Below are 25,220 nucleotides of genomic sequence, written 5' to 3'. Positions count from 1 at the left end.
TCAAATCTTTTGTGTGTATATCATTTAAGGAGTGTCAAGTCTGCTAAATAGCTATGGAATTGTTTCTTGTATATAGAGTCAATAATAAAACTTCTTGATAAACTTTAGAAGGTTGTACTATTCAGCGATATGTGCTTAAGTTTCAGTAAATTAGTATTTTAATCAAACTTAGAGTATGGAATTGCTTTATGTGTATAAAGTAAATCATTAGATTCTTTTGTATATGGTGAAATTTAGAAAGTTGCACATATTTTATGTGAATGAGTTAGGATGATAAATTAATATTCCAAGCCACATTAATAAGCATTATAGAGTTACTTTGTATGTATAGAATGAATTGTGAAATATTTTTATAAAATTGAGGAAGTGACAATATTTTGTTGATATGATTAGAAGATTAGTTGGTATTTCAATTCACCAATACCATGTTTAGAGAGATATTATGCTTAAAAGGTTAGATGGTATGGTATAATTTTGTGTGTCAGTTAAGTGTTTGGCATAAATAGTATGTGCTTAATTATTTTTGCTATAAGTGAGTGTAGTAGAAAATTTTGTATATGTATAAAGAGTGAGTAGATTGCAAATGTAATATGCATTAAGTATTGGATATTAAGATGTCTGTATTTACAGTATGTCAATGTAATAAGTTACATTTGGCTCTGTTGCAGTGCTGTTGTGTGACGTATTACCACTCTAAAAATACTGCAAGTACCACTAAATACATCATGGTACACTGTATCAAGTTTAATGGTTACAGTAGTTTAGTAGGCATTCCATAAAACGAAGTAGAATTATTTTATTAGTATTATTTATTTGATTTACTCAATTACTTTTGGGACAACAAAGAAATCGTGTTCTTGTTCAGTAGAGTTGAACAATACTATGTCTTTTATATTACCATCGTTTATAATATCTTCACGTAAAGGTAGTGTATCGTTAATACCACCATGGCTCATAGGAGCGATATTTTGAGTATTGACTTGTGATATTGTTTGTATCCAACTTAATACTACTTTTAGTTCTTTAAGATAATAATCAATCTCACTATCATCCAGCTTTATCCTAACTAACTTTGCAACTTGTAACAAATCGTCTTTGGTTAGTGACTTGTCTGTTTGTGCAAGTGAGCTGGAAGTATTATTTTCAAGTTTATTCTCTGTCAATTTGTTCCTTAAGCTTAGACTAAATTATATAGTATATAATTGCTTAAAAATTTATCAATGGATAAAATTTGAATTTTTGGTGTATTAAATGAACTATGATTAATTGTGTTAGTAGTTGTTAAATTATCTAATTTTGAGTTAGTAACTTTTTCTATTGCATTGCCAGATAATATTCCATGTGTAACATATGCACTAACTTTGAGTGCTCCCTTGTCTTTTAGAGCTGATGCTGCATTGCATAATGTTCCAGCTGAATCTACTATGTCATCTATTATAATACAGTCTTTATTTTCTACGTTACCAGCTATATTCATAACTTCAGATACACCAGGTTTTGCTCTATATTTATCTATTACTGCTACTTGAATTTCATTGTTTAGTTTATACTGCCTTGATAGTGCATTTGCAAAGACTCTAGTTCTGTTTAATGCTCCATAGTCAGGTGAGACGATGACAAGATTATCCATGTCATATTTTCCTGCAATATCTTCTATAAAAATAGCATGTGAACTTAAGTTAGTAATAGATGTATCAAAAAAGCCAGTTAATTGATTTGAATGTAAATCAATAAAAATAATGTTATTTATATTTGCTGTTTCTAGTGTATTAATAATAACTTTTGCACTTAATGCAGAAACCATTAGACTGCTGCTATCTAAATTTCTATACATGACCCTATCTTGTCTGGTATAACACAGATATGGTACTATCAAAGTTATTTTGCTTGGACACAATGCTCTATTTGTTGCATCTATCAGTAATAGTAGTTCTATTAGATTGTCATGTGCTGGAAAGCATAGTGAATTTATAACTATAACATGCTTATTTTTGTCATCTTGATTTTCTTGTACTTCTACATTTAATTCTTGGTCAGAGAAACGCGTAATGCATGTATTAATCAACTTGATACCTGTAGTTTTTGATATGCACCTTGCTAAGTTAATACTAGACGTACCAGAAGATATTAACATTTGAAAAATCTATAGTGAAATGGATATTCTGATAATACGTAATGGTTCACTAAAAGTAAATAGGTATTTTTTTAATAATGTATGTTATCATAAGATGATCTTTGTTTAAAGGATAATAGTGATAACTAAGCAAGATGTATTAAATGCGTTATTAGCAGTTGTCGATTGTAATAGCAATAGAAGTATTGTTGAGTTAGGGTTAGTAACGTCTGTGTTAATCAAGGATAATGTAGTTTATTGTGTATTAAATTTGTTGAATGAACATCAGATAGCGCAGAAGAATGTAATTGAAAAAAAATGTAATGATGCAATTAATATTATACCACATGTTAAAGGTATAAAAATTGTTTTTACTGCTGTACATGATACTGTTAATAAAGTAAATAGAAGAGCTCCTACGGAAAAGATATCAATTACTGGAGTAAAAAGTTTAATACTTATATCTTCGGGTAAAGGTGGTGTTGGGAAATCTACGCTTGCAATGAATATAGCATTTTCATTGTTGCGTAAAGGGTATAGAACAGCATTAGCTGATCTTGATATTTATGGCCCATCTATTCCTCATATGTTGGGAGTAAAAGATTTCGCTAATCCTGAAATAGACAATGATAATAAAATGATACCAATTACTAGATATGGTCTTAGAAGCATGTCTATTGGGTATTTAATTGCTAAGGATAATGCTGCTATCTGGCGTGGTCCTATGGTAACAAAGGCAATATATACTCTGATGACAAATACTGCGTGGGAAGAAGTAGATTATTTAATAATAGATACACCTCCTGGTACGGGTGATGTACATCTTAGTCTTGTTGAGAAATTTGATATTACAGGTGTTGTTGTTGTTTCTACACCTCAAGATTTAGCTATCATTGATGCAGTAAAGATATGTGATATGATGAAAAAAATGAATGTTCATATTGTTGGTATAGTAGAGAATATGAGTTATTTTATTGATACTAATTCTGGAAATAAAACTTATGTTTTTGGCAAACAAGGTGTACATAAAGTAGCAAATGAATTAAATATAGATTTTCTTGGAGAAGTACCATTGTATCCTCAAATATGTAGTGTAGCAGAACTAGGAACACCATTATCATTAGATCATGAAATATGTGAAATTTATGATAATATTACTAACAATATGTTATGCAGTTTAAAAAGTACATGTTGATATAATATTGTGCTTATAAAAAGTAATAGTATACGATATTATTAGTACTTAAATCTGATCTTAATTTCTATGTTGTATGATTGTTTTGCTTGTAAAATATTGAAATTTTACTTAAATGTGTGAGTGTTATATAAATTTTAGTATTTAAAAATGTTGTTATTGTGAATAAGGAATGTTGAATTTGTGTTGTTGATGAAGTTATTTGTTGTACTGAGTTTGTTGTAATGGTAAATTTTAATTTGTATTAAAAGTTCTTAAAATTGCTGTATTTCAGTGTTAATCTTATGTTTTAAGTTATAAATCAAAGTAAAGAACAGTATGCACTCTGTTTTGGAAATGATTATAATAGTATCATCGGAAGAAGCTTTAGTTGTGTAATATTAATGGGAAATATTGGTTATGTATCATTATTCTATTTGTTATAAATGTTAGAAATTTTTGTGTTTGTATGGAAGATGTAGCCAGTGATGCTCTTGTAGAGAGTGGTTAATATAATTCTGTTAGTAGATAGTTGAGAGATTATTAAAAATGTTGAGTAAAAGAACTTCTTAAACAAAAAAAGTTCTCAGGTATTATGAGTATTTTTTTGTATAAGGTTTTTATATTGAAATCTTTGTATGCACGTCTGAATGTAAAGAATAACATAGTACTGAAATTGCTGAGATAGTTATTATGACAGTCTTATTAACAAGCATGATTGAGTTTATGACTTTTAAATAAATTAGTGGTACTTTAGCCTTTTAACATATGGTTCCTTAAATATTGCTCTTTTAATAAAAAATATAACCTAAAAATTATTGTTTAATCTTGTGGTTTTGGTAAAGGAATTTATGATATGTTCTGTATATATCATATAAATTCTAGTAAGCTGTAATACTAGATTTGTTGTAATGTATGTCTTAAGTATAATCGATATTATTATTTTGCTGAGGTAGTGAAATTTCTGAACTTATAACTTCGTATATTAATTTTTAAATGTTTTATTTTTGAAATAATAAGCATGGATTTTAGGAGAATGTAAAGTACCTTCAGGTACTCAAATAAATTTACAGAAAACTGGTATCAGTATAATATTTTGATATGTCACAACTTATCTAATGCAAACTTTAGTTTTGATTTGATTTTTTTATAATATGCTTTATTTCTTTTTCCACTATTTCTTTAACCAACTTCTGTAGATTATTATTAAGCCATGTTGATAATTCTGGCTTAAGCATGTTTATTACTAATTCTTCTATTGTAGGACTTTTGTCGCTTGAAACATTAGTGGGTTTTGTATAGTTGTGTACTTGTGTTATTAACTTTTTTATTTCTTCACTACTTGCAACTATACTTTCAGGAGATACTAAGTTTTCTGATATGAAGGTATTTTTTTGATGAACGCCTTTAATCTCTGATGTGTTCTTAGATATTTCTTCTGAAAGAGTATGTGTTGTTGTTAATCTTCTTTCTTGTGATGATAGTCGTTGTGTTGATTGTTCTATTGATATGAATTGATTTACATTAGATAACTGATCTGGGTAGATTTTCTCTTTCTTGACTGATATTTGTATATCTGGTTGTGTTTTGTTTTGATATGTTGTTATTGGTAAATCACTTATTGCTTGGAATGTTTGATTTATTTCATTTAGCGTGTTGTGTGCATGTTGTATGTTATGTAGTTCTACATGATTTTCTGGGTTTTCTAAATTTAATACTTCATGCTCAGTATCATCAGGTTGGGTGTTAGTATCATGTTGTTCAGTAGTAGAATCTCCATTATCATTACTAGACATAACTTTTCTAATATTTGCAATCACATCTTTTATTGATTGAAAGTCGTTAGTATTACTCATAAATTTTCATATTAAATATAATTAATGTTCAGTTGTCCTATTAATGCAAGTAAATTATACATACTTATTACAACATTACTTTGTACATTAACCAGATTGACTTTTGCTTTTAATAGTTCTTGCTCTGCATCCAGTACATCTAAAACTGTTCTTAAATTTAACTCTGCTTCCTGTTTAATGCCAGATAATACCACTTCTGAGTATTTAACAGAATCTTGTGCTGCTTGCAACATAGAATTAGCTGTGGAAATATTTTCCCAATTTAAAACTACTGCCTCCTTAATAGCATTTAATACTTCATAATGTGAATACATTTTTTGTTTTATTGCAAGTTTTGATTGTGAAATTGCAGCAATGTTTAATCCTTGTTGAAATATAGGTAATGACATTTTTATTTCGAAAAAATGATCTATTTTTTTAGGTTCTATAAGAGGATTATGAGTATCTGTATAAGTATAAGAATTTATTGATGATATACTAATGGATGGCAATAAATTTGCAATGGCCATTAAAGCTCCTTGTTTTGCTGCTTGATACCCATTATAAGATGCTTTTAGAGAAAGATTATTTTGTTGTGCTATTGTTAGGGCTTCTTCTACAGATGATGGTATTTCTGGTATAATAGGATGTTGTAAATCTACTGGTGTTTCTCCAACTATGTGTATATAGTTGGCTTCTGCAGCTTTCATATCACCATATGCTTTGATTGATTCTGATGTAGCTGATGATAATCTAGCAGTAGCTAACGACACGTCTGTTTTAGTAACTTCTCCTAATGAAAAACGTTTTTGTGTGGCTGTTAAATGTTCTGTAAATACTTTTTTAGTGTGTTGTGTTAGTTTATATACTTCAGCTGTTGTTAAAACTTTCATGTAAGCTTTAACTGTGTTAAGTACAATATTTTGTTGTTCTGATAGAAATTCAAATTCTTCTATATTTGATAGATACTTTGACTGTTGAAGAGCAGCAGCATCAGCGCCTCCGTTGAATACTTGTTGTGTTACTATAAGACGCATAGTTCTATTGTTATTACCTAAAGATAGATTTGGTTGATATGTTTCTGCTAAATATGTAACTGAAGGTAAAAACTTTGATATACTATTCAGTTTAATTTTTTGTTTATTACCTAAGTAATTATAAAGTTTTGCTTTTATATTTGGGTTATTTGATAATGCTGTATGTAAAGCTTGATCTAAATTAGTACAATAACTACTATTTGGTGTAATTGATATGATAAATATCAGTATCAATATACTGTAAATTTTGTGCATGTTAAATTTAATTATCATTAAAATGCTACCAACTATCATGTAAAAGAATAATACTGACAATGATTAAACTGTAATTAGTTTTGATTAGCAAGAATTAAGTATCAAGTTTAATTAATTGAGTGCTGTATTGTTGTTTTAGTCAAATAATAAGTTTTGGATTCAAAAGTATGATAAATTAATATTAAGTAATAATATTAACTTATATTTTTTTAGATGTGAAATTTAATATAATGTGTATATGAGAAAGTATAGTGTATTTTTGATAGTTTTCTTAGTTCATTATATAAAATTGAGTAATTTATTAATGTTGGTTGCATAATCACTTATTTAAGATCCTGCTCTTAAGATAGTATGAAGGCTGATTAATATAAGTGCTTTACTAATTCCTGAGCCATAGCTCTAGCCTGTAATGTGTGTCGTGTTTCAAATCTGATTTTCAAATAAGTGAAATATATAATTAGTTTATGTTGACAAAAATTAACTGTATGATTACTATGAAGATTTATTAACGATAGATGCAAATGGAGACTTTTTCTTTAAAGGCAAGTCAGATAAAAAAGCGTTGGGTTGTAATAGATGCAAGTGGAGTAGTGGTTGGTAGGCTTGCTGCTTTTGTTGCTAATATATTACGTGGCAAGGATAAACCTGAATATACGCCTCATATGGATTGCGGAGACAATGTTATTATAATTAATGCTGAAAAAGTGCAGTTTACTGGTAGTAAGCTAAAAGGTAAAGTATATTATAGACATACTGGGTATCCTGGTGGGTTAAAAAGTTGTACGCCTGCTGATTTGCTTTTGAACAAACATCCAGAGCGTATAATTAATATGGCAATTCGTCGTATGCTTAGTACTGGCCCGATGGCACGTCGTCGTTTAAAAAATTTATATATATACTCTGGTCCAGAACATAAGCACAATGCGCAACAGCCTGTAAAATTGGATTTTTTGTCAATGAATGCTAAAAATAATAAGAGGAGATAATGGAGAGTAATCCTGATATGTTATCCGATCATCTACAAGGTAATCGCTTAAAAGTAGATGCTTATGGTCGTGCTTATGGTACTGGTAGAAGAAAGGAAGCTGTTGCACGAGTGTGGTTAACAGTAGGAAAAGGAAATGTTACTGTTAATGGCTTAGATATTTTCAACTATTTTAAAAAAAATACTTTGTGTAGGAAGGTTTATCACCCATTTATTGCAACATCGACTTCTGGGTGTTATAATGTTGTTGCCACTGTACGTGGTGGTGGAATTTCAGGGCAGGCTGGAGCTGTGGCTCATGGAATCAGCAAAGCGCTTAAAGAAATTAATCCTAGCCTTCATGCTGTTTTAAGAGCAGGTGGATTTTTGACAAGAGATTCACGTGTTGTTGAACGTAAGAAATATGGTCAACATAAAGCTAGAAAAAGTTGTCAATATTCTAAAAGATAATTTACTACATGAGTTATCAGGTATCAGTTGCTGTAGTTGGGGCTACAGGTTATGTAGGGGTTGAGTTGGTTCGCTTGTTATTAGCTCACCCTATGGTTAAGATAAGGTATTTGTGTGCAACTCAATCTACTGGGAAATTGCTTTCTTCTAGCTATTTTCATATTTCTCAGAATTATATCTCTATTAGTGTGTCATCTTTTGATGATATTGATTTGGATAAGTTAGATGTGGTTTTTTTATGTTTACCTCATGGTGCATCAAGTGAAATTGTAAAAAAAATTCATAATGTAGTTAAAGTTATAGATCTATCAGCTGACTTTAGAATTAAAGACCCTGATATATATAAACAATGGTATGGAGTACATTATTGTCCAGATCTTATAAAAGATTTTGTTTATGGATTGACTGAAATATATTATGAAGATATTCAAAAATCTAGCTTTATAGCTTGTCCAGGGTGTTATCCTACTTCTGTGTTGATACCACTGTTTCCATTATTAAGACTACGTTTAGTAAAAAGTAACAATATAATAGTAGATGCTAAATCAGGAGTGAGTGGTGCTGGTAGGTCTGTAAAACAAGATAATTTATTTTGTGAAGTGTATGACGCTATCAAGTCATATAAAGTTTCTAACCATAGGCATATTCCTGAAATAGAACAAGAATTGTGTTTTGCTGCATGTAGGGAAGATATTAATTTACAATTTGTACCTAATTTAATACCAGTAAAAAGAGGTATGATGTCTAACATATACCTTGAATTGGAAGTTGGTGTATCTCTTACTGATGTTCGTGAGGCATTACTACTTTTTTACAGAGATTCATTTTTTGTTGTTGTAGATGAGGAAAAAGCTATAACAACTAGATCTGTTGTGGGTACAAATTATTGTTATTTAGGAATTTTTCCTGGGAGATTACCTAATACAATTGTTATAATATCTGTTATAGATAATTTGTTAAAAGGTGCTGCTGGTCAAGCTGTACAAAACTTTAATGTTATGATGTCTTATGAAGAGAAACTTGCATTGTCTAATATTCCTTATTTTTAAATCTGCTAAATATTACAAACATGTTATAAGTAATTTATGCAAGTTTATTGATTAATAGTGCATATAATACGCATTAAGAAATGTGTCTTTATAACTTTTATCTAAGGGTAATAAGACTATATTTTATTATAGTAATTTGTGAGTAGTGCAAAGTTTCAATAATTGTAATGCCATACCAACATTATTATTATATTGTGATTAATTTGTAAATCTGTTGAAACGTAATTACATATATTTGTAAGTAATTTGTTTAAACTAATCAAAATGATTAATGTAAATTTTTGTAATATTTGTGTAGCAAGTAATTTATAGGTATTCATTATTATTGAATAAGTATGTTGTATTATAGTTTTGATTAACGTATAGATCTTAGTATTTTAGATGTAATGCGTTATTATATTTAATCCATTAGAAGTTACAACATGTGTTTAAGTGACTTGTGCAGTTTCTTAATCAAATACACTTTATACGAGTACATTATAGACATGAGGGTAATTGCTACTTTGTACAATAGTAATAAAGTATATTTTACCATAGTAATTTGTTAGTAGTGCAAAATTTCAATATATGAAATCTTTTCTAAACACGTTACATATTTTTTGAGGCTCTTGAAACATGGTAATATAATTTATATGTAGTTTTATTCCAGCTAATCAGAGTGATGGATGGAAAATTCTGTAAAGTTTTTGATAAAAAAGCTTGTTGGATATTAACTAATTTGTTCAATGTTGTACTGTAGTAGTTTGCCAGTAGTATAATATTATTATGTTTTAGTATAATATGTTATCAAGTGATGTGTTGACTTGATCCTATTCAAGGTTATTACATGTGTTTATAGGTAATTATATAAGCTTATTATCAAATATTACTTTATTTAAAACATGTTGTGAAAGGGTCGGTTGATTTGTTCGTTATTTTCTGTCTGCTTTAAAATGCGTAAATTTACAGAATGTGTTTGAGATTAAGCTTAAGCAAGCGGTATTGAGTTTTTTGTTCTGTAGTTTTTTATGTGTAAAATTTTATGGCAGTATAAATTTGAGATACATTCGTTAGAAAATAATTGTTCAATTAAATGCGGTATTTATTGTGTTGTACTTGCAATAGTTGTGAATATTGAGTTGAGAAAAGGATTGACTACAATATAAAGGACATTAGTATTATTATAAGTTTAATGATCATTTCTTGATCTTGTATACAAAAAAATTTTGCTCATTTTGTTATGTAAGGGATTAATTATGAATTTAGATAATTTGACTAGTGGTGATAATGTACCTAAAGAAATCAATGTTGTTATTGAAATTAGTCAGAATTCATGTCCAGTGAAGTATGAGTTTGACAAAAAGAAAAATTTATTTTGTGTAGATAGATTTTTACCTACATCTATGTATTATCCATGTAACTATGGATTTATCCCACATACTTGTGCTGGAGATGGTGATCCTGTTGATGTTTTAGTGACGACTAGATTTCCTGTGATGCCTGGGGCAGTGCTCTGTGCAAGGCCGGTAGGTGTATTAGTTATGTGTGATGAGGGAGGAGAAGATGTAAAAATATTAGCTGTTCCTACAAGTAAGATAGATCAACACTATGCTAATATAAAGAATTATTCTGATTTTCCCGTGTCATTTTTAAATTCAATAACGCATTTCTTTTCTTTTTATAAAAAGCTAGAAGAAGATAAATTTGTATCTGTAGATGGTTGGCGAGATATTAAAGCTGCAGAAGATTTTATATTAAGTGCTTTAACTAAGTAAATATATTGATTTTGTTGTATAGTGGTTTATAGCGTAAGTTCATACCATATTGTTATATGGTGTAGTGCTTTTATCGTGTATCGCAAATACAGATTTTTATAATACCTTTAGCTTGAAAAATATGACTGTTGAGTTATGTCGATATACTATAATGTTAATAATAAGCAATAAATTACCAAGATATTTTAATACTATGACAGAAGTGTGAACTTTCTGCAAGTAGTTTGTGGTATTACGTTATTTGATTGTTAATATGATGGTTTTTTTAAAATGTTATTGGTATGGAATGTATTGTTTTTTGTAAGTAATAAAAGCTTGTAAATTACATTTAATTGATATTTTAGAATTAAATTGATGCTGATTATGTCATTTTGTGATGTCTGATTTCATGGTAGTAAGCGTTTGTATTGAAGTTAATTTTTTAAAATATTTAGTGCTACTTACTAGTAATTTTGCGATTTGGTACTCAACTATTAGTGAATAATTCAATTATTACTTGAGTTTATGTACTTTAGATTGTACAAAAATGTAATAAATATTAACTGTAAGGTGAATTTATGAAAACAAGTAGTGATAATAGTATGATAGTTACTAGAATGAAGTACCAAATGGATAAGATGGGAATAAATGCACGTGAACTAGCTCACAAAGCTGATGTTGGAAAATCTTTTGTATATGATATACTAAGCGGAAAGTCAACAAATCCTACATCTAAAAAGTTAATGGCAATAGCAAAAGTGTTAAATGTTTCATTGTCATATTTAATTAGTGATGATAATTATACTTATGGGCAAGGTAATATGAATATACTACCTGTGTATGATTTAGAATTAGAAAACGGTAAAATATCATCTTCAGGTGATGTGAATTTATATTTGTCTTCAAATATTAATTTAACTTCTAATATGAAAAATTTACGTGTATATTACGTAAAAGGTGATAGTATGATTCCAACGTTGATGAATCAAGATGTTGTTTTAGTAGATATAGGTGATAAAATTCCTCATCCTGCTGGGTTATTTGTAATAGTTGATACAGTTGGTGTATCAATTAGGAGATTGGAGTATTTAAGAGAAAATCAAAAGATAAAGTTACATGTAGTTTCAGATAATAAGAAATATTCTTCTTATGAGTGTCATTTAGAAGACATGGAGATATTAGGAAGAGTAATTTGGTATGCACGGTCGTTGTAATAAAATAAATGTCAAATTTTGGAAATTTTATATTAGTGTATGTGTCATTGTTAATGTATAATGATGCGTGTGTTAACCATTTTTATTATTAATAAAGTATTAACTTGTGCTTATATATAATCAGTGAAGTATTTTACTAGTTAAGGAAAATTAGGTGTGTTTACTATAATTCTTGAATAGTCTTTGGGGTAGTATTGTGTTATATATGCAACACAAGGAAAGTATATTACATGTAATTTACTATTATACTTGAATAGCATAGTAACACTATGTATTAACTTTTGATGAAATATTTAGTTGTTATAGGTTGATTATGTCTTTAGATTAGTGCTAAGTGCTTTATATGTTAAATTTTTGATTATTAAGTTTTTAGAGGTATTTATGCGTATATTATTAATAGAAGATGATATTGCATGTGCAAAAGCAGTAGAAGCTTCTTTATCTTCAGAAGGGCATTTTTGTGAAACTATGACTTCTGCTCAGGATTGTTATGGTAGTATCATTCCGAAAAATGATGACTATGATGTAGTGATATTAGATATACATTTTCCTGGGAAAATAGATGGATATGATATTTTGGTTAAGTTACGTGAATCTGGTATAAAAGTTCCAGTACTGATATTGTCATGTATTTCATCGGTATCACATAAAGTGAAAGGTTTATATTATGGTGCAGATGATTATGTCACTAAGCCTTTTCATAAGAGTGAGTTACTTGCAAGAATAAAAGCTATTGTACGTCGCACTAGAGGACACCCTGAATCAATAGTACGTGTTGGTAATATTGCAATAAATCTTGATCATAAATGTGTTGAATGTAATGGTGAAATAGTACATTTAACTAAGAAAGAATATGGTATGATAGAATTGTTATCGTCTAGGTTAGGTACGGTTCTTACAAAGGAAATGTTTTTGTCGCATTTATATAGGGAATTAGATGAACCTTCCGATGATAAAATTATAGATGTGTTTATGTGTAAGCTTCGTAAAAAACTTAAAGTTGCTAATAACGGTAAGAATTACATAGAAACTGTTTGGGGACGTGGTTATGTATTAAAAGAATGTGTTGATGAAGATGAAAATGATGATAGAGAAGGATACAGATGGGACCATGATGGTGGGTCTAACATTGATTCAGTTTATGGAGCACAAGAAGATAAAAAGTATGTTGAAGAAGCATAATATAGTTGAGCGTTCTCTTGCTACATGGTAAAATAGTAAAGATGTTATAGATATGATATATCTTTTCTATAGGTGGAGGAAATTTTACGTGCCTGTATTTGTACATGATTGTGATTTGCCTAATGGGCTAAATTTTGAAGATGCTGTTGCTATTGATACTGAAACTATGGGTTTAGTATGTAGACGAGATAGATTATGTTTAGTTCAGTTAGCTGATAGTAGTGGTAATGTGCACTTGGTTAAGTTTTCAGGTAATTATCAGGCGCCTAATTTAGTAAGTGTGCTTTCAGATCCAAATATAATTAAGATCTTTCATTTTGCTCGCTTTGATATTGCTGTAATGCGTTATTATCTTGGTATGTGGGCTAATCCATGTTATTGTACTAAGATAGCTTCAAAATTAGTTAGGACATATACAGATCATCATGGATTAAAGGAGCTATGTTATGAATTGTTAGGTGTGAAACTTAATAAAATGCAACAATCATCTGATTGGGGGAGGGAAAGCTTGACATCTGAACAATTGAATTATGCGGCATCAGATGTTATTTATTTGCATGCTTTAAAAAGCAAACTAGATGCAATGTTACAACGTGAAAATAAGCGAGAATTAGCAGCTGCTTGTTTTAAATTTCTGCAAACAAGAGCTCAGCTTGATTTACTAGGTTGGGAAAATGTTGATATATTCAGTCATTCCTTATAAATATAATAGTAAAGTGAACCATACCTTGACTTGTTGATATTTAATTTGTATAAAACTTCAATGAGTTAAGATTGATAGAAATATATGAATGGTGGTATTAAGTTGAACTTTTTTGTTAGCAAAGATAAGCTTTTGCAAGCTTTGTCTTATATTAATAGTGTTGTAGAAAAGCGTCATAGTATTGTTGTATTGTCATGTGTAAGAATAGAGGCAAAAGATCATCAGATTAATTTAACATCTACAGATCTTGATATTTCAATAATTGCATCTATTTCTGCTCATATAAATGAAAATGGTGTTGTTGTGGTTTCTGCACAACTTCTTTATGATATTGTGAAAAAATTGCCAAATGATATTGAAATTAAGTTTGTTATTGGTAAGGATGGAAGACTGGTTATAGAATGTGGTCGTACAGAATTTTTTCTTCCTGTAGTTGATATAGAAAAATTTCCTATTATTGAAAATAATGAGTTACAAAATAAGTTTACTTTACAAGTATCTGAATTAGTAAATCTATTTGGTAAAACTAAATTTGCAATTTCTGTTGAGGAGAGTAGATTTAATTTAAATGGAGTGTACGTTCATACAGCTGATAATATTTTATGTTGTGCTGCTACAGATGGTCACAGGTTATCATTGGCTAAGTTAAGTAAATCTCAGAATATGTTATCAAATTTTGGCATTATAGTACCTAAAAAAACAGTTAATGAAATTTTAAAAATAGTGAGTCATGGCAGTAATAATGATTTAATATCAGTCAGTTTATCAGATCGAAAGATATGTTTTGAATATCAAGAATATATTTTAATATCTAAAGTGATAGATGGTACTTTTCCAGATTATAATGCTATTATCCCTAAATCGCATAATAAGAGTGTGTTAATTGAATCTGAAGTGTTATCAAATGCAATAGATAGAGTATCTGTTGTAGTTTTTGATAAGGTAAAAGTAATAAAGTTACGGTTTGTTGATAATAAGCTTATATTAAGTGCTGCTTCTTCAGATCAAGGTGATGCTAGAGAAGAATTAGAGGTTGATTACTCTGGAGAAGATATGACTATTGGTTTAAATGCAAGGTATTTAATGGAGGCACTATATTGTGTTAAAGGAAAATGTATTTTGTCATTTTATGATGCTGGTACATCTGTTTTAATGCAAGAGCAAGAAAATATAGATGACTTTACTTATATTATTATGCCTATGAGGATATAATAATACTACATGCTGTGTGTTAAAGTTTAAAAAAATTAGTGTATTCTTGTTATTGAAAGTAGAAAAGACAATATACTTGAATTTTTAACTTAATAAAAACACTAGTTACTAGAAGAAACTGAAGGGGATCCTTCTACTGCACTTGATGTAGGTTTGTTATTTTTGTTAAGTACTTCAGATATTGAAGATTTTAGTACCTTAATCTCAACACCTTCTGATATCTCAACAAGAAAATGTCCATTTGTTGCATCAACTTTTGTAACTGAACCTAAAATGCTACTAGAAATAATAACTTTATCTCCTTTTTTTATACTATCTAACAGTTTATTGTGCTCTTTAATTTTTTTTTGTTGAGGACGAATAATAAAAAAGTAAAAAACAAAAAAGATCAGTACTAAAGGAACTAAACCTGCAATTGAACTACCTACCCCCGAAGCAGGTGCTGTTGTTGTTGCTGCTGCAAAAACTTCAGAAATAAGTGACATTTTTAATACCAATGGACCGATGAGTGGACCTACTTTATCAAGAATAGTATTGATTGTCAACACAGATTTTATAGAAGAGTATGATGGATTTATTAATATTAAGATATAAATTTTATTTTGCTAAAATTTTATAATATCTAAATTGTATTTAAATTATTATGAAAAGTTAGTATAATTTTTTTCTTGAAACTAAGTAGTAACGTTGTAGTGCTTTATAAGCCATGTACTTAAATTATAATTTATGAGAGATATAAATTTCTCATATTTTGTGATAGTTGTTAATTACATAATGCAATGAAAGATTGGTACAAACTGTAACAGATAGTTTTGGCTTGAATTGGATATTAATTTTAGGATATATGTGTTTTGGTGTAACACTGAGTAAAATACATATTGTGATACGATCTTGTAGTTTTTGTAATTTGTAAAATTATTGATAGATATTTCTCTTATTGGAAATTAAATGTTCAACAATTTGAAAACTATGTACTGGATTGTGATTATTATAATATGTTAAATATTTTTAATTATGTTTATAGATTTTTAATAAGTTAAAGAATTGATAGAGGTCATAACATGTTGGTTTTTGACTTTATGTATTTACTATGACAGTAAAGTTAAACTGGTTAAATAATTACAGATGAACTTATTTATCTGTTTTATTTGAGATTACATGTTATATTTTGATAATTAAAAAGCTATTTACTGAATTATCAATAATTAAAATACTTATGCTTTATAATTTTGTTTGTAAATTGTTTGATAGAAGTGTATAACAGGTGATTTTTTCACTTAAATTAATAATCAATGTTTTAGTGTATTGAATATAATAATAAAGTTAGATGCGTTACTGGTTGATAGTTTCTGTCAATAATAAGATTATTGATAAGTGGCTTTTTAATCTGTCTGATATTTATCTGAATATCGTAATGCCTTAGTAATTTGGACTGCATTGATTACGCTGTAATTTTTAACATTAAAAGTATAAATTTATCATGTTATTTCTCTATGATACTACTAGATAAAGTGGTTGATAAAAATAGAATACGGATATCACTTTTAAAAGTTAAACATGAATCCCTAGAAACTTGAATATGTAAACTTAAGTTGTAGTAGTATGAAAATACTACAGTGCACATGACCCTATATCGTACCTGTAGATTCCATCTGGCCAATCTAATAAATCCAGTGCAGCATATGCTTGATGTTTTGCACTAGCTAAATTTTCACCTTGTGCTACAACGTTTATCACTCTACCGGCATCTGATACCCAGTTATTACCTTCTCTTCTTGTACCTGCATGTAAAAGTTGAATGTTAGGTAGCTTTTCAATGTTCTCTATTCCATTGATTATAGAATTCTTCTTATATTCTCCTGGATATCCACGACTTGCTACTACAACACACAAGGCAGCTTTTTTGCTTAATTCTACTGACTCATTTCCTAATTTACCTTTAGCTGTCAGTGATAGAAGCTTTAGAAAATCAGAATTTAGTCTTGGTAGTATTGATTGTGTTTCAGGATCACCGAATCGTACATTGTACTCAAGTAACTTTGGTTCATTTTTTTTGATTATAATACCAGCAAATAACAACCCCCTGAATTGTATATTCATGTTAAACATTGCTTTAATAGTTGGATATATTATCTTCTGAATTATTATATGTTCCATTTCTTGTGTGATGATATTTGGTTTAGAATATGAACCCATACCACCAGTGTTAGGCCCTTTGTTATTATCTCCTATAGTTTTATAATCCTGTGCTACTCCAAGTATAACTGGATTAGATCCATCAACTAATGTAAAGAAACTGATTTCCTTTCCTTCGAGAAATTCTTCAATGATTATTGCATATCCAGCTTCTCCAAACTTGTGATGAACTAACATTGCGTCTACAGCATTATATGCTTCTTCATGTGTATGACATATTATTGTGCCCTTACCTTGTGCCAATCCGTCTGCCTTGACAACTAAAGGTAGCTTATGTTTATCAATGAACTTGTAAGCTGGTCCTGCGTCGACAAAGTATCCGTATTTTGCTGTAGGAATACCATATCTCATGCACAATTCTTTTGTGAATCCTTTTGAAGATTCAAGACGAGCTGCTGCTTTAGAAGGTCCAAAAACTAATATGCCTTCTTCTGTTAATGTATCTGATAACCCATTCATTAGTGGAGCTTCAGGCCCAATAACTACTAACTCAATCTTTTCTTTTTTGCATACTTGAATTACATCTATGGTATTATTGATATCTATGTCTATTATATCTGCTAATCCAGCCATCCCTTGACGTCCTGGTGCAATGAACAATTTATTTAGCAATGGAGATTTTCGAATGTGGTGCAACATTGAATGTTCACGTCCACCAGAACCAATTACCAATACATTCATTTAGTGTGCTTCACTTAATTACTTGCTATGCATTCTAGTATCAATATAATAGTTGTCAATAGTTATATGCTTCGTATATAATAGGTCTATTGTACATTCGTAAAAATTGCTTGTCTGGGATACATCTTTATGTTTCAATAGGGTATTTTATATTACAAGCTTATATTTACAGGCGATAAAATATGAATCACTCTAAAGTTATTAGAAATACTATTTGTTTATTATGCTGTTGTATTTTTATGCTAGGTTGCTCTCTTGTCAAAAAAGATATAAAGTTTGTTGAAGAACGGACAGCAGATGAAATGTATGAAAGTGCATTGAAAAAGTCTGGTATTAAAGATTATAAAAGTGCAGTAAAAGATTTAGAAGAAATAGATAATCTTTATCCGTTTTCTCCTGTAGCAATTAAAGCACGTCTTATGATGTCATTTTTGAATTATGAACTTGGTGATTATTCTCGTGCTGAAATTTATGCGGATGATTATATTCAGCTTTATCCTGATAGTAAAGATATAGATTTTGCTTATTATTTAAGGATAATGGCAAATTATATGCAGATTAGTGATATAGATCGTGATCAGAGTAGTGTGAATAAGGTTTTAGAATTATTAGATGAATTTGTGCGTCTCTTTCCTAATTCGATATATCTAGAAGAAGTTATGAAAAGATTAGATCTAGTTCATCAGCATATTGCTGCTAAGGAATTTTCAATAGGTAAGTTTTATTTGCAGCGTGGTGAATATGTTGCTGCTATTAAAAGGTTTAGTACAATATTGAATAAATATGAAGATACAAAGTATTATTCAGAGAGCCTGTATAGGATTGCTGAAGCATATTTAGCTTTAGGGGATGTTACTGCTTATGCAAAGTATATGTCTTTGTTAAAAGAATGTTGTATTAATACTGGATGGTATAAAGAACCAAATTTAGTAACTGGTAGTAAATAAGACTATATTGTAAAAACCTTGTTATTGTGTACATACTTTTAAAAGTGCTTTATGTATGTGATAGGTTTGTTTGATCTAAAGTATTATAATATTTTATCTTAACTAGTAACACTTATCCTTTATGTGTAGCTTAAATTGAAAATCATCTTTTACATTTCTGTAAATCACTCTTATATAATCAACTAATTTACAAACACAAATTAAGTGTCTTATTTTGATGACTACAATCCAGTATACAGCTTTTAAATAGTCGAAATGTGAAATACAGTCTTCATCAGATAAATAAATTCGCCAATTCATGGAAGCGTTAGCTTTTACCAAGCAATTTTACTGTTATAGGAAACATGTATATATATTACAAAAGCACTAAATGTTTTAAAATCAAAAACCAAATGTGTTATGGTTTACATTAATTCTTCTCTTTATAATCCAATCCACAAACATCATCAAAAATGTGAATATTTAACTTAATAAATAGCTTTTACTATGGAAAAAAGTTGGTTATATAAGGTACAATGTTTATTGTAATTTGAAAATATAAGCATGTGTAAATATTTAAACTGATGTTAAATCATATTTTTTGTTTTATATTGATATTTTTGAAATGTAGTTTTCTTAGAAATACTTTGTGAGAATAAAGTTTGTAGGTTCTTAACAGCCATAATACTGTGTTAAGTTTTATCAAATGTTTGATCAATGTATTGTGGTTTATATTTATAATGAAATTTAAAAGATATAAAAAAGTGTAAATCTTTAAAGTGATATGAGAGTGTGTTGCTTGCTTTATTCTTATGTTTTTTTGAAATGTAGTTTTTTAAAAATGCTTTTGAAAGTAAAATTTGAAGATTTTAGAAGCCATTGTGTTATGTCTTGTCTAATAATACTATATTGTGATTTTGTATCTTCTATATAGTAATGTTTGAAAATTATAATCAATCACAATATGGTATTTAGTATTGTACTTACTTGTGTTGTTATGCAAAACTGAATGGTAATGTAAACTTTGTAAGAGTAGAATTCTATAATGTAGTATATTTATTCTGGATGTAATACTACTTGTTTCTGGGCTTAATAGTTTTGAATGGTTGGCTGATGTGTTAAAAATATTAGAAACTGGCAAGAATAATGCATATAAATAAAATAAAAAGATAGGCAACAGAGTAGGTAAACATTGCCTTATATTTATAGTAATTACTTGAAGTAAAGACTTTAAAAGCGTGAAATAAAAATGTTATGCCAAGTGGTATAGCACAAATTTCATATAGTAAGTAATCCTTTAAAAATAGTCCAGGTAGTAGTGTTATTATGAAGAGTACAATACTGTATACTAATATGTGAACTTTAGTAACAAAGATACCATGTGTTACTGGTAACATTGGTATTTTGGCTTTTTCATATTCTTGGTAGTTTAATAGAGATAGTGCCCAAAAGTGTGGTGGAGTCCACATAAATATGATAAGAAATAATATCAAACTTTCTATAGAAATAGAACTAGTGACAGAAGTCCACCCAATAATTGGTGGAATTGCTCCTGCAATGCCTCCTATGACTATGTTTTGTGGAGTTCTTCTTTTTAGATACATTGTGTATGCGAAAGAATAAAATCCTATACTAATTGCTAATAATATTCCTGATATGTAATTAACAGAAATCATCATTACTGTTACAGATATAACAGATAATACCAACCCCAATTCAATTGCACTGGATTTTGAAATTTTTCCGGCAGGTATAGGTCTATTTTTGGTTCGTGTCATTAATGCGTCTATATCACTATCGTACCACATGTTTATTGCACCTGCTGCACCAGACCCTAGTGCTATGCATAATGTACTAATAATAGCAATGAAGGGATGAATACTTCCTGGTGCAATTATCATGCCTGTAATTCCTGTAAGAACTACTAAATACATAATTTTTGGTTTGAGTAGATTCCAATAATCTAGTATACTATTTACTACCTGTGGCTTAATAGTTTCACATTTAGAATTCATGTTCAATCAACCTTTGGTATTTCTTCAAATGTATGAAAAGGTGCTGGTGATGGAACTGTCCATTCTAATGTATCTCCTCCCCATGGATTACTAGGGCATTTCTTACCACTTCTTAATGTTGAAATAACTATATAGACAAAAAATAAGGCTGAAATAAATGATAAAACTGCTCCTGCTGATGATATGTAATTCCATGGAATAAAAGCATCTGGATAATCCGGAATACGTCTTGGCATACCTGCTATTCCTAAAAAGTGCTGAGGTAAAAAAGTAATATTAGTTGCAATGAAAGTTAACCAGAAATGTATTTTTCCTAGGCATTCATTGTATTGTTTGCCAGATATTTTCCCTATCCAATAGTAAAAGGCTCCAAAAGCAGCGAATAATGCAGCAATTGACATTACGTAGTGAAAATGTCCAACTACGTAATATGTGTCATGTAATGCTTTGTCAATACCTCCATGTGAAATTACAATACCAGTCACTCCACCTATTACGAATACAAAGATAAAGCCAATTGAAAATAACATTGGAGTTTTAAATTCTATTTGTCCTCCCCACATAGTTGCAATCCAACTGAATACTTTAACTCCTGTTAGTACACCTATTAACATGGTAGTAACACTGAAGTATGTCATAATTTCTGCATTTAACCCTACAGTAAACATATGATGTGCCCATACTACTGCGCCTACGACTGCGATACCAACTAGTGCTAGTACCATACCTAAGTATCCAAAGACTGCTTTATGGGAAAAAGTAGAAACGATTTGGCTTATTATCCCAAAAGCAGGAAATATTATTACGTATACTTCAGGATGTCCAAAAAACCAAAATAAGTGTTGGAATAATAAAGGATCACCACCACCAGAAGGATCAAAAAAGCTAGTCCCAAAGTTTCTATCTGTTAATAGCATTGTTACAGCCCCTCCTAGTACTGGGATTGTCACTATTAACATGAAAGATGTTAGTAAAATTGTCCAGACGAATAATGGCATTTTTAGTAATGTCATGCCATGAGCTCTCATATTAAATATTGTCACAATGAAATTTATTGATCCAACAATTGATGAAGCTCCAGCAACATGTATAGCGAATATTGCTATGTCAACAGAAGCACTTGGATGAGATCCTATATAGGATAGTGGTGGATATAATGTCCATCCTGTACCTGCTCCTTCACCTATTAGTACAGATGTACATAATAAAACCAATGACGCAACTAATAACCAGAAACTTACATTATTAAGACGAGGAAACGCCATATCTGGTGCTCCTATAAGCAATGGTACAAACCAGTTACCAAAACCTCCAGTTAAAGCTGGCATTATCATAAAGAACACCATAATTAATGCATGTCCTGTCACTATAACATTATAAAGTTGATAATTATCATGTAGTACATTGATATGTGCAAGTTGTAACCTTAGTACAAGGGATAACGCTCCTCCTACAAGACCACCAATAATAGAAAAAATTATATATAGTGTACCTATATCTTTATGATTTGTTGAAAACAACCAACGTTTTATTCCTTTTGGTGTATGTTCGCTACTCATGCATGCCTCTATAAATCAAGTGTCTTTTTTTGTATCCATTCATCAAATTGTTCTTTCTCAACAGCAACTATTACTATTGGCATGAATCCATGTAATCTTCCACAAAGTTCTGAACACTGTCCATAGTATACTCCTGGAGTTTTTATATTAAACCATGCTTCATTTAATCTGCCTGGAACTGCATCAATTTTTACACCTAGTGCTGGCACTGCCCAACTATGTATTACGTCTGCGCTTGTGACTTGTAGTAAGATGTTTGTGTTTATAGGTACTACTACTCTGTTATCTACTTCAAGGAATCGTAAATCATTATCTTCTAAACTGTCTGTTGCTTTCATGTAGCTATCAAAAGCAAAATTTTTATAATCTGGATATGAATATCCCCAATACCATTGGTACCCAATTGCTTTTAATGTCATTTCTACTTTAGGAATTTGTTGTTCATGTCTAATCAATTTGACATTACTTATGGTTAGAAAGCCTACAATTATTAAAGGAATCAATGTCCATAGTATTTCTAGTACTGTATTATGAGAATTTTTAGTGTTGAATACAATTTTATCTTCTGGTTTTTTTCTGAACTTTATAAGTACATATAACGTTATGGAGAAGACAACTACCACAACTATTGACATAACAAGCATAACAAAATTATGTGACTTTATGATAGACTCCATTATTTCTGTTGCTGGGGTCTGAAAACCCATTTGCCATTTTACTGGTGCTGCAAATGCGCTAAAGGAACTAAACATGTATAAAAAAAAAGTTAGAAGTCTTAACATAAATGCTACACTATTAATCATTTATCTTTATCATTTTGACTGTTAAAATGCAATAACTTTATACTACTTTTTAATAAGTATAAACTTGTAATATTAATTATAACTAAAAACTGTAGCACTTATAAAGCTATCTATAATTTAGCGTTATCTTTAATAACAAAACTGATTTTCAATTTTGTAAGAAATTATTGTAATTTAACGAAATCTTTAACTTTTATATAAAATTGTCAGTTAAAAAATGTGATACAAGATTTACTATTATGTAATTTTTTTATACTCAAAGGTTAATTTATTATTAAGTTAGATATTAAAAAATTTTGATAAAGTTATTGAGTAAAATCTTGAATGAATTGTAGTCACTTAAAAATGTACTTAAGAAATAGTCTTTATTTTTTAACATAGGAAGTTATATAGTAACAAAAGTTCTTAATGTATAGTGAGCCTTAAAACTTTAAACATGTATTACTTAAATTTTATGATTTTTAAGTTAGGTTACTTAACATGTAAATTTGAACTAAAAAACAGAATCTAACTTATTGTGTATAAATTTGATTCTGTACTGTCAAGTTCAAAAGCAGAATGTAAGGCTACTGTAGCAAGTTGACTGTCTTTTCTGTATATTAATACACTAATTTTTATTTCTGAAGTAGTGACTGCTAATATTTTTATATTATTTGATGTTAGTGTATCAAACATTTTATAAGCTATTCCAGAGTGGGAAATCATGCCTACACCAATAATAGAAACTTTTGCGACTTCAGAATTGATGATTAAATCTTGATACATGAGTTCAGATTGAATTTCTGTTAAGAATTTTTTTGTTGTTGGTAAATCTTCTTCTGAAATTGTGAAAGTAATATCATTGGCGTTGTTGTCATTCATGTTTTGAATTATCATGTCAACATTGATATTTTTTTCTGCTATTGCATTAAATACTGTAGTAATACCAGATAGTGTTTTTACTTGTTTTAACGTAATACTTGCTGTTTTGTTATTACATGTGACACCAGTAATAAGTTGACTTTCCATATGAGATTCTCCTTTTTTGCATAACATTGTTCCCTTTCCAGGATTAAAAGTAGATAGTATGCACAATTTTATGTTATATTTCATTGCTATTTCTACTGAGCGTACTTGTAACACTTTAGCTCCGAGAGAAGACATCTCTATCATTTCATCATATGTGATGTAATCTAACTTATGTGCTTTTGGTACTAAATTAGGGTCTGCTGTATATATTCCATCAACGTCTGTGTAGATATAGCATAGGTCGACTCCTAATGCTACTGCGATTGCTACAGCTGATGTGTCAGAACCACCTCTACCTAATGTTGTTACTCTATTGTTTTTATGCATTCCTTGAAATCCAGCAACGATGGCAACATCATTGTTAGCTAGTGAGTCCTGCAATGAATTTACATTAATATCTATGATCCTTGCTTTAGTGTGATCTTCGGTTGTTACTATAGGTAATTGCCATCCTAGCCATGATTGTGCATTAATGCCTACTTTTTGCAAGGCTAATGATAATAGGCCACATGATATTTGTTCTCCTGAAGAGATAATTAAATCGTATTCCGAACGTTCAGATGGGGATTTTACATCAGAAATTTGTTTAATTTGTGAAATGATATTATCAGTAAATTTTCCCATAGCTGATACTATTACAACTACTTTATAATTATTGTTAATATCTTGTTTTATGATTTCTACGACTTTGTTAATACATTTTATATCCTGTAAAGAAGTTCCTCCAAATTTTTTGACTAAAATCCTTTCCATTATTGTGTGATAGAAATATATGAATATTAAATAATAAGTTATTTTTTATGTTTTGCAAAGTTGTATGTAAAAACAGTGAATATTTGAATTGTAAAATTAGTAATTTTCAGTAATGTTTCTAGTGGGTTCTATATTAATTATCAGAAAGTATAGCTTATATTGTAAATATTACTATTTGAATAATTAACAGATAAAAAGTGTTCAAGCTGTAATTGGTTAATATTAGTTAATCGCTCTGTTGGTGTTAACATATGTTTTTTCTTTGTGAGTTTTTATGTAGTTTGCATAATTAGATTATTTGGTCATTAAAAAATATAGCAAAATTGTTAAATAGATA

At 29.3% G+C, this 25,220-nt stretch carries 20 protein-coding genes; 10 read left to right on the top strand and 10 right to left on the bottom strand.

Annotated features, from left to right (window positions below):
- Positions 1–818 precede the first annotated feature (818 nt).
- Positions 819–1,163 carry an Asp-tRNA(Asn)/Glu-tRNA(Gln) amidotransferase subunit GatC gene (gene gatC / locus ECAJ_RS04250; protein WP_011304935.1) on the bottom strand — a complete coding sequence of 115 codons (345 nt, stop codon included), beginning with the start codon at positions 1,161–1,163 and terminating at the stop codon, positions 819–821.
- A 14-nt stretch (positions 1,164–1,177) separates the two neighbouring features.
- Positions 1,178–2,134, bottom strand: a complete 957-nt coding sequence (gene prs, locus ECAJ_RS04245; protein ID WP_011304934.1) for a ribose-phosphate diphosphokinase — start codon at positions 2,132–2,134, stop codon at positions 1,178–1,180.
- A gap of 118 nt (positions 2,135–2,252) precedes the next feature.
- Here prs and ECAJ_RS04240 point away from each other — a divergent pair, with 118 nt between their 5' ends.
- A complete protein-coding gene (locus tag ECAJ_RS04240) occupies positions 2,253–3,308 on the top strand; it encodes an Mrp/NBP35 family ATP-binding protein (RefSeq protein WP_011304933.1) in 1,056 nt (351 codons plus the stop codon).
- 1,106 nt (positions 3,309–4,414) lie between these two features.
- Here ECAJ_RS04240 and ECAJ_RS04235 read toward each other — a convergent pair.
- Together ECAJ_RS04235 and ECAJ_RS04230 are read right to left on the bottom strand one after the other, a co-directional pair.
- Positions 4,415–5,143, bottom strand: coding sequence for a DUF2497 domain-containing protein (locus tag ECAJ_RS04235; RefSeq protein ID WP_011304932.1), 729 nt, complete (start codon positions 5,141–5,143; stop codon positions 4,415–4,417).
- An 11-nt stretch (positions 5,144–5,154) separates the two neighbouring features.
- A complete protein-coding gene (locus ECAJ_RS04230) occupies positions 5,155–6,432 on the bottom strand; it encodes a TolC family protein (protein ID WP_044262213.1) in 1,278 nt (425 codons plus the stop codon).
- A 503-nt stretch (positions 6,433–6,935) separates the two neighbouring features.
- Between ECAJ_RS04230 and rplM the strand changes: the two genes are divergently transcribed.
- From rplM to dnaN, 8 genes are all read left to right on the top strand, one after another.
- Positions 6,936–7,400 (top strand): 50S ribosomal protein L13, encoded by a 465-nt coding sequence (gene rplM / locus ECAJ_RS04225; RefSeq protein WP_044262211.1) that lies wholly within the window; start codon positions 6,936–6,938, stop codon positions 7,398–7,400.
- Entirely contained in the window at positions 7,400–7,849 is a 450-nt protein-coding gene (gene rpsI, locus ECAJ_RS04220) for a 30S ribosomal protein S9 (RefSeq protein ID WP_011304929.1), read from the top strand. The genes rplM and rpsI overlap by 1 nt, the downstream gene beginning before the upstream one ends.
- An 8-nt stretch (positions 7,850–7,857) precedes the next feature.
- The gene (gene argC / locus ECAJ_RS04215; protein ID WP_011304928.1) at positions 7,858–8,898 is read left to right on the top strand and encodes an N-acetyl-gamma-glutamyl-phosphate reductase; all 1,041 of its coding nucleotides are present in this window, start codon (positions 7,858–7,860) and stop codon (positions 8,896–8,898) included.
- A gap of 1,235 nt (positions 8,899–10,133) precedes the next feature.
- A complete protein-coding gene (ppa, locus tag ECAJ_RS04210; protein ID WP_011304927.1) occupies positions 10,134–10,652 on the top strand; it encodes an inorganic diphosphatase in 519 nt (172 codons plus the stop codon).
- 557 nt (positions 10,653–11,209) lie between these two features.
- Entirely contained in the window at positions 11,210–11,845 is a 636-nt protein-coding gene (locus ECAJ_RS04205; protein ID WP_011304926.1) for an ECH_1013 family putative transcriptional regulator, read from the top strand.
- 381 nt (positions 11,846–12,226) lie between these two features.
- On the top strand, positions 12,227–13,027 hold the full coding sequence (locus ECAJ_RS04200; protein ID WP_011304925.1) for a response regulator transcription factor: 801 nt from the start codon (positions 12,227–12,229) through the stop codon (positions 13,025–13,027).
- An 88-nt stretch (positions 13,028–13,115) separates the two neighbouring features.
- Complete coding sequence (locus ECAJ_RS04195) at positions 13,116–13,730, top strand: ribonuclease D (protein WP_044262065.1); 615 nt, start codon at positions 13,116–13,118, stop codon at positions 13,728–13,730.
- 84 nt (positions 13,731–13,814) lie between these two features.
- The gene (gene dnaN / locus ECAJ_RS04190) at positions 13,815–14,942 is read left to right on the top strand and encodes a DNA polymerase III subunit beta (RefSeq protein ID WP_011304923.1); all 1,128 of its coding nucleotides are present in this window, start codon (positions 13,815–13,817) and stop codon (positions 14,940–14,942) included.
- A gap of 101 nt (positions 14,943–15,043) precedes the next feature.
- On the opposite strand, the gene yajC is transcribed toward dnaN, so the two are convergent.
- Positions 15,044–15,427, bottom strand: a complete 384-nt coding sequence (yajC, locus tag ECAJ_RS04185; RefSeq protein WP_044262062.1) for a preprotein translocase subunit YajC — start codon at positions 15,425–15,427, stop codon at positions 15,044–15,046.
- 1,126 nt (positions 15,428–16,553) lie between these two features.
- The gene (purD, locus tag ECAJ_RS04180; RefSeq protein WP_011304921.1) at positions 16,554–17,819 is read right to left on the bottom strand and encodes a phosphoribosylamine--glycine ligase; all 1,266 of its coding nucleotides are present in this window, start codon (positions 17,817–17,819) and stop codon (positions 16,554–16,556) included.
- A 182-nt stretch (positions 17,820–18,001) separates the two neighbouring features.
- Between purD and ECAJ_RS04175 the strand changes: the two genes are divergently transcribed.
- A complete protein-coding gene (locus ECAJ_RS04175; protein ID WP_011304920.1) occupies positions 18,002–18,766 on the top strand; it encodes an outer membrane protein assembly factor BamD in 765 nt (254 codons plus the stop codon).
- 1,106 nt (positions 18,767–19,872) lie between these two features.
- Here ECAJ_RS04175 and cyoE read toward each other — a convergent pair.
- The 4 genes from cyoE to ECAJ_RS04155 all read right to left on the bottom strand — a co-directional run bounded on the left by cyoE (position 19,873) and on the right by ECAJ_RS04155 (position 24,883).
- On the bottom strand, positions 19,873–20,760 hold the full coding sequence (cyoE, locus tag ECAJ_RS04170; RefSeq protein WP_011304919.1) for a heme o synthase: 888 nt from the start codon (positions 20,758–20,760) through the stop codon (positions 19,873–19,875).
- 2 nt (positions 20,761–20,762) lie between these two features.
- Positions 20,763–22,319 (bottom strand): cytochrome c oxidase subunit I, encoded by a 1,557-nt coding sequence (gene ctaD, locus ECAJ_RS04165; protein WP_011304918.1) that lies wholly within the window; start codon positions 22,317–22,319, stop codon positions 20,763–20,765.
- An 8-nt stretch (positions 22,320–22,327) separates the two neighbouring features.
- On the bottom strand, positions 22,328–23,101 hold the full coding sequence (gene coxB, locus ECAJ_RS04160; RefSeq protein ID WP_044262060.1) for a cytochrome c oxidase subunit II: 774 nt from the start codon (positions 23,099–23,101) through the stop codon (positions 22,328–22,330).
- A gap of 528 nt (positions 23,102–23,629) precedes the next feature.
- The gene (locus ECAJ_RS04155; protein ID WP_011304916.1) at positions 23,630–24,883 is read right to left on the bottom strand and encodes an aspartate kinase; all 1,254 of its coding nucleotides are present in this window, start codon (positions 24,881–24,883) and stop codon (positions 23,630–23,632) included.
- Positions 24,884–25,220 lie beyond the last annotated feature (337 nt).

The sequence above is a fragment of the Ehrlichia canis str. Jake genome, from assembly GCF_000012565.1.
GTDB classification, from domain to species: domain Bacteria; phylum Pseudomonadota; class Alphaproteobacteria; order Rickettsiales; family Anaplasmataceae; genus Ehrlichia; species Ehrlichia canis.
Note: the sequence above shows the minus strand (reverse complement) of the source record. Positions and strands in the feature narration are given on the sequence as shown.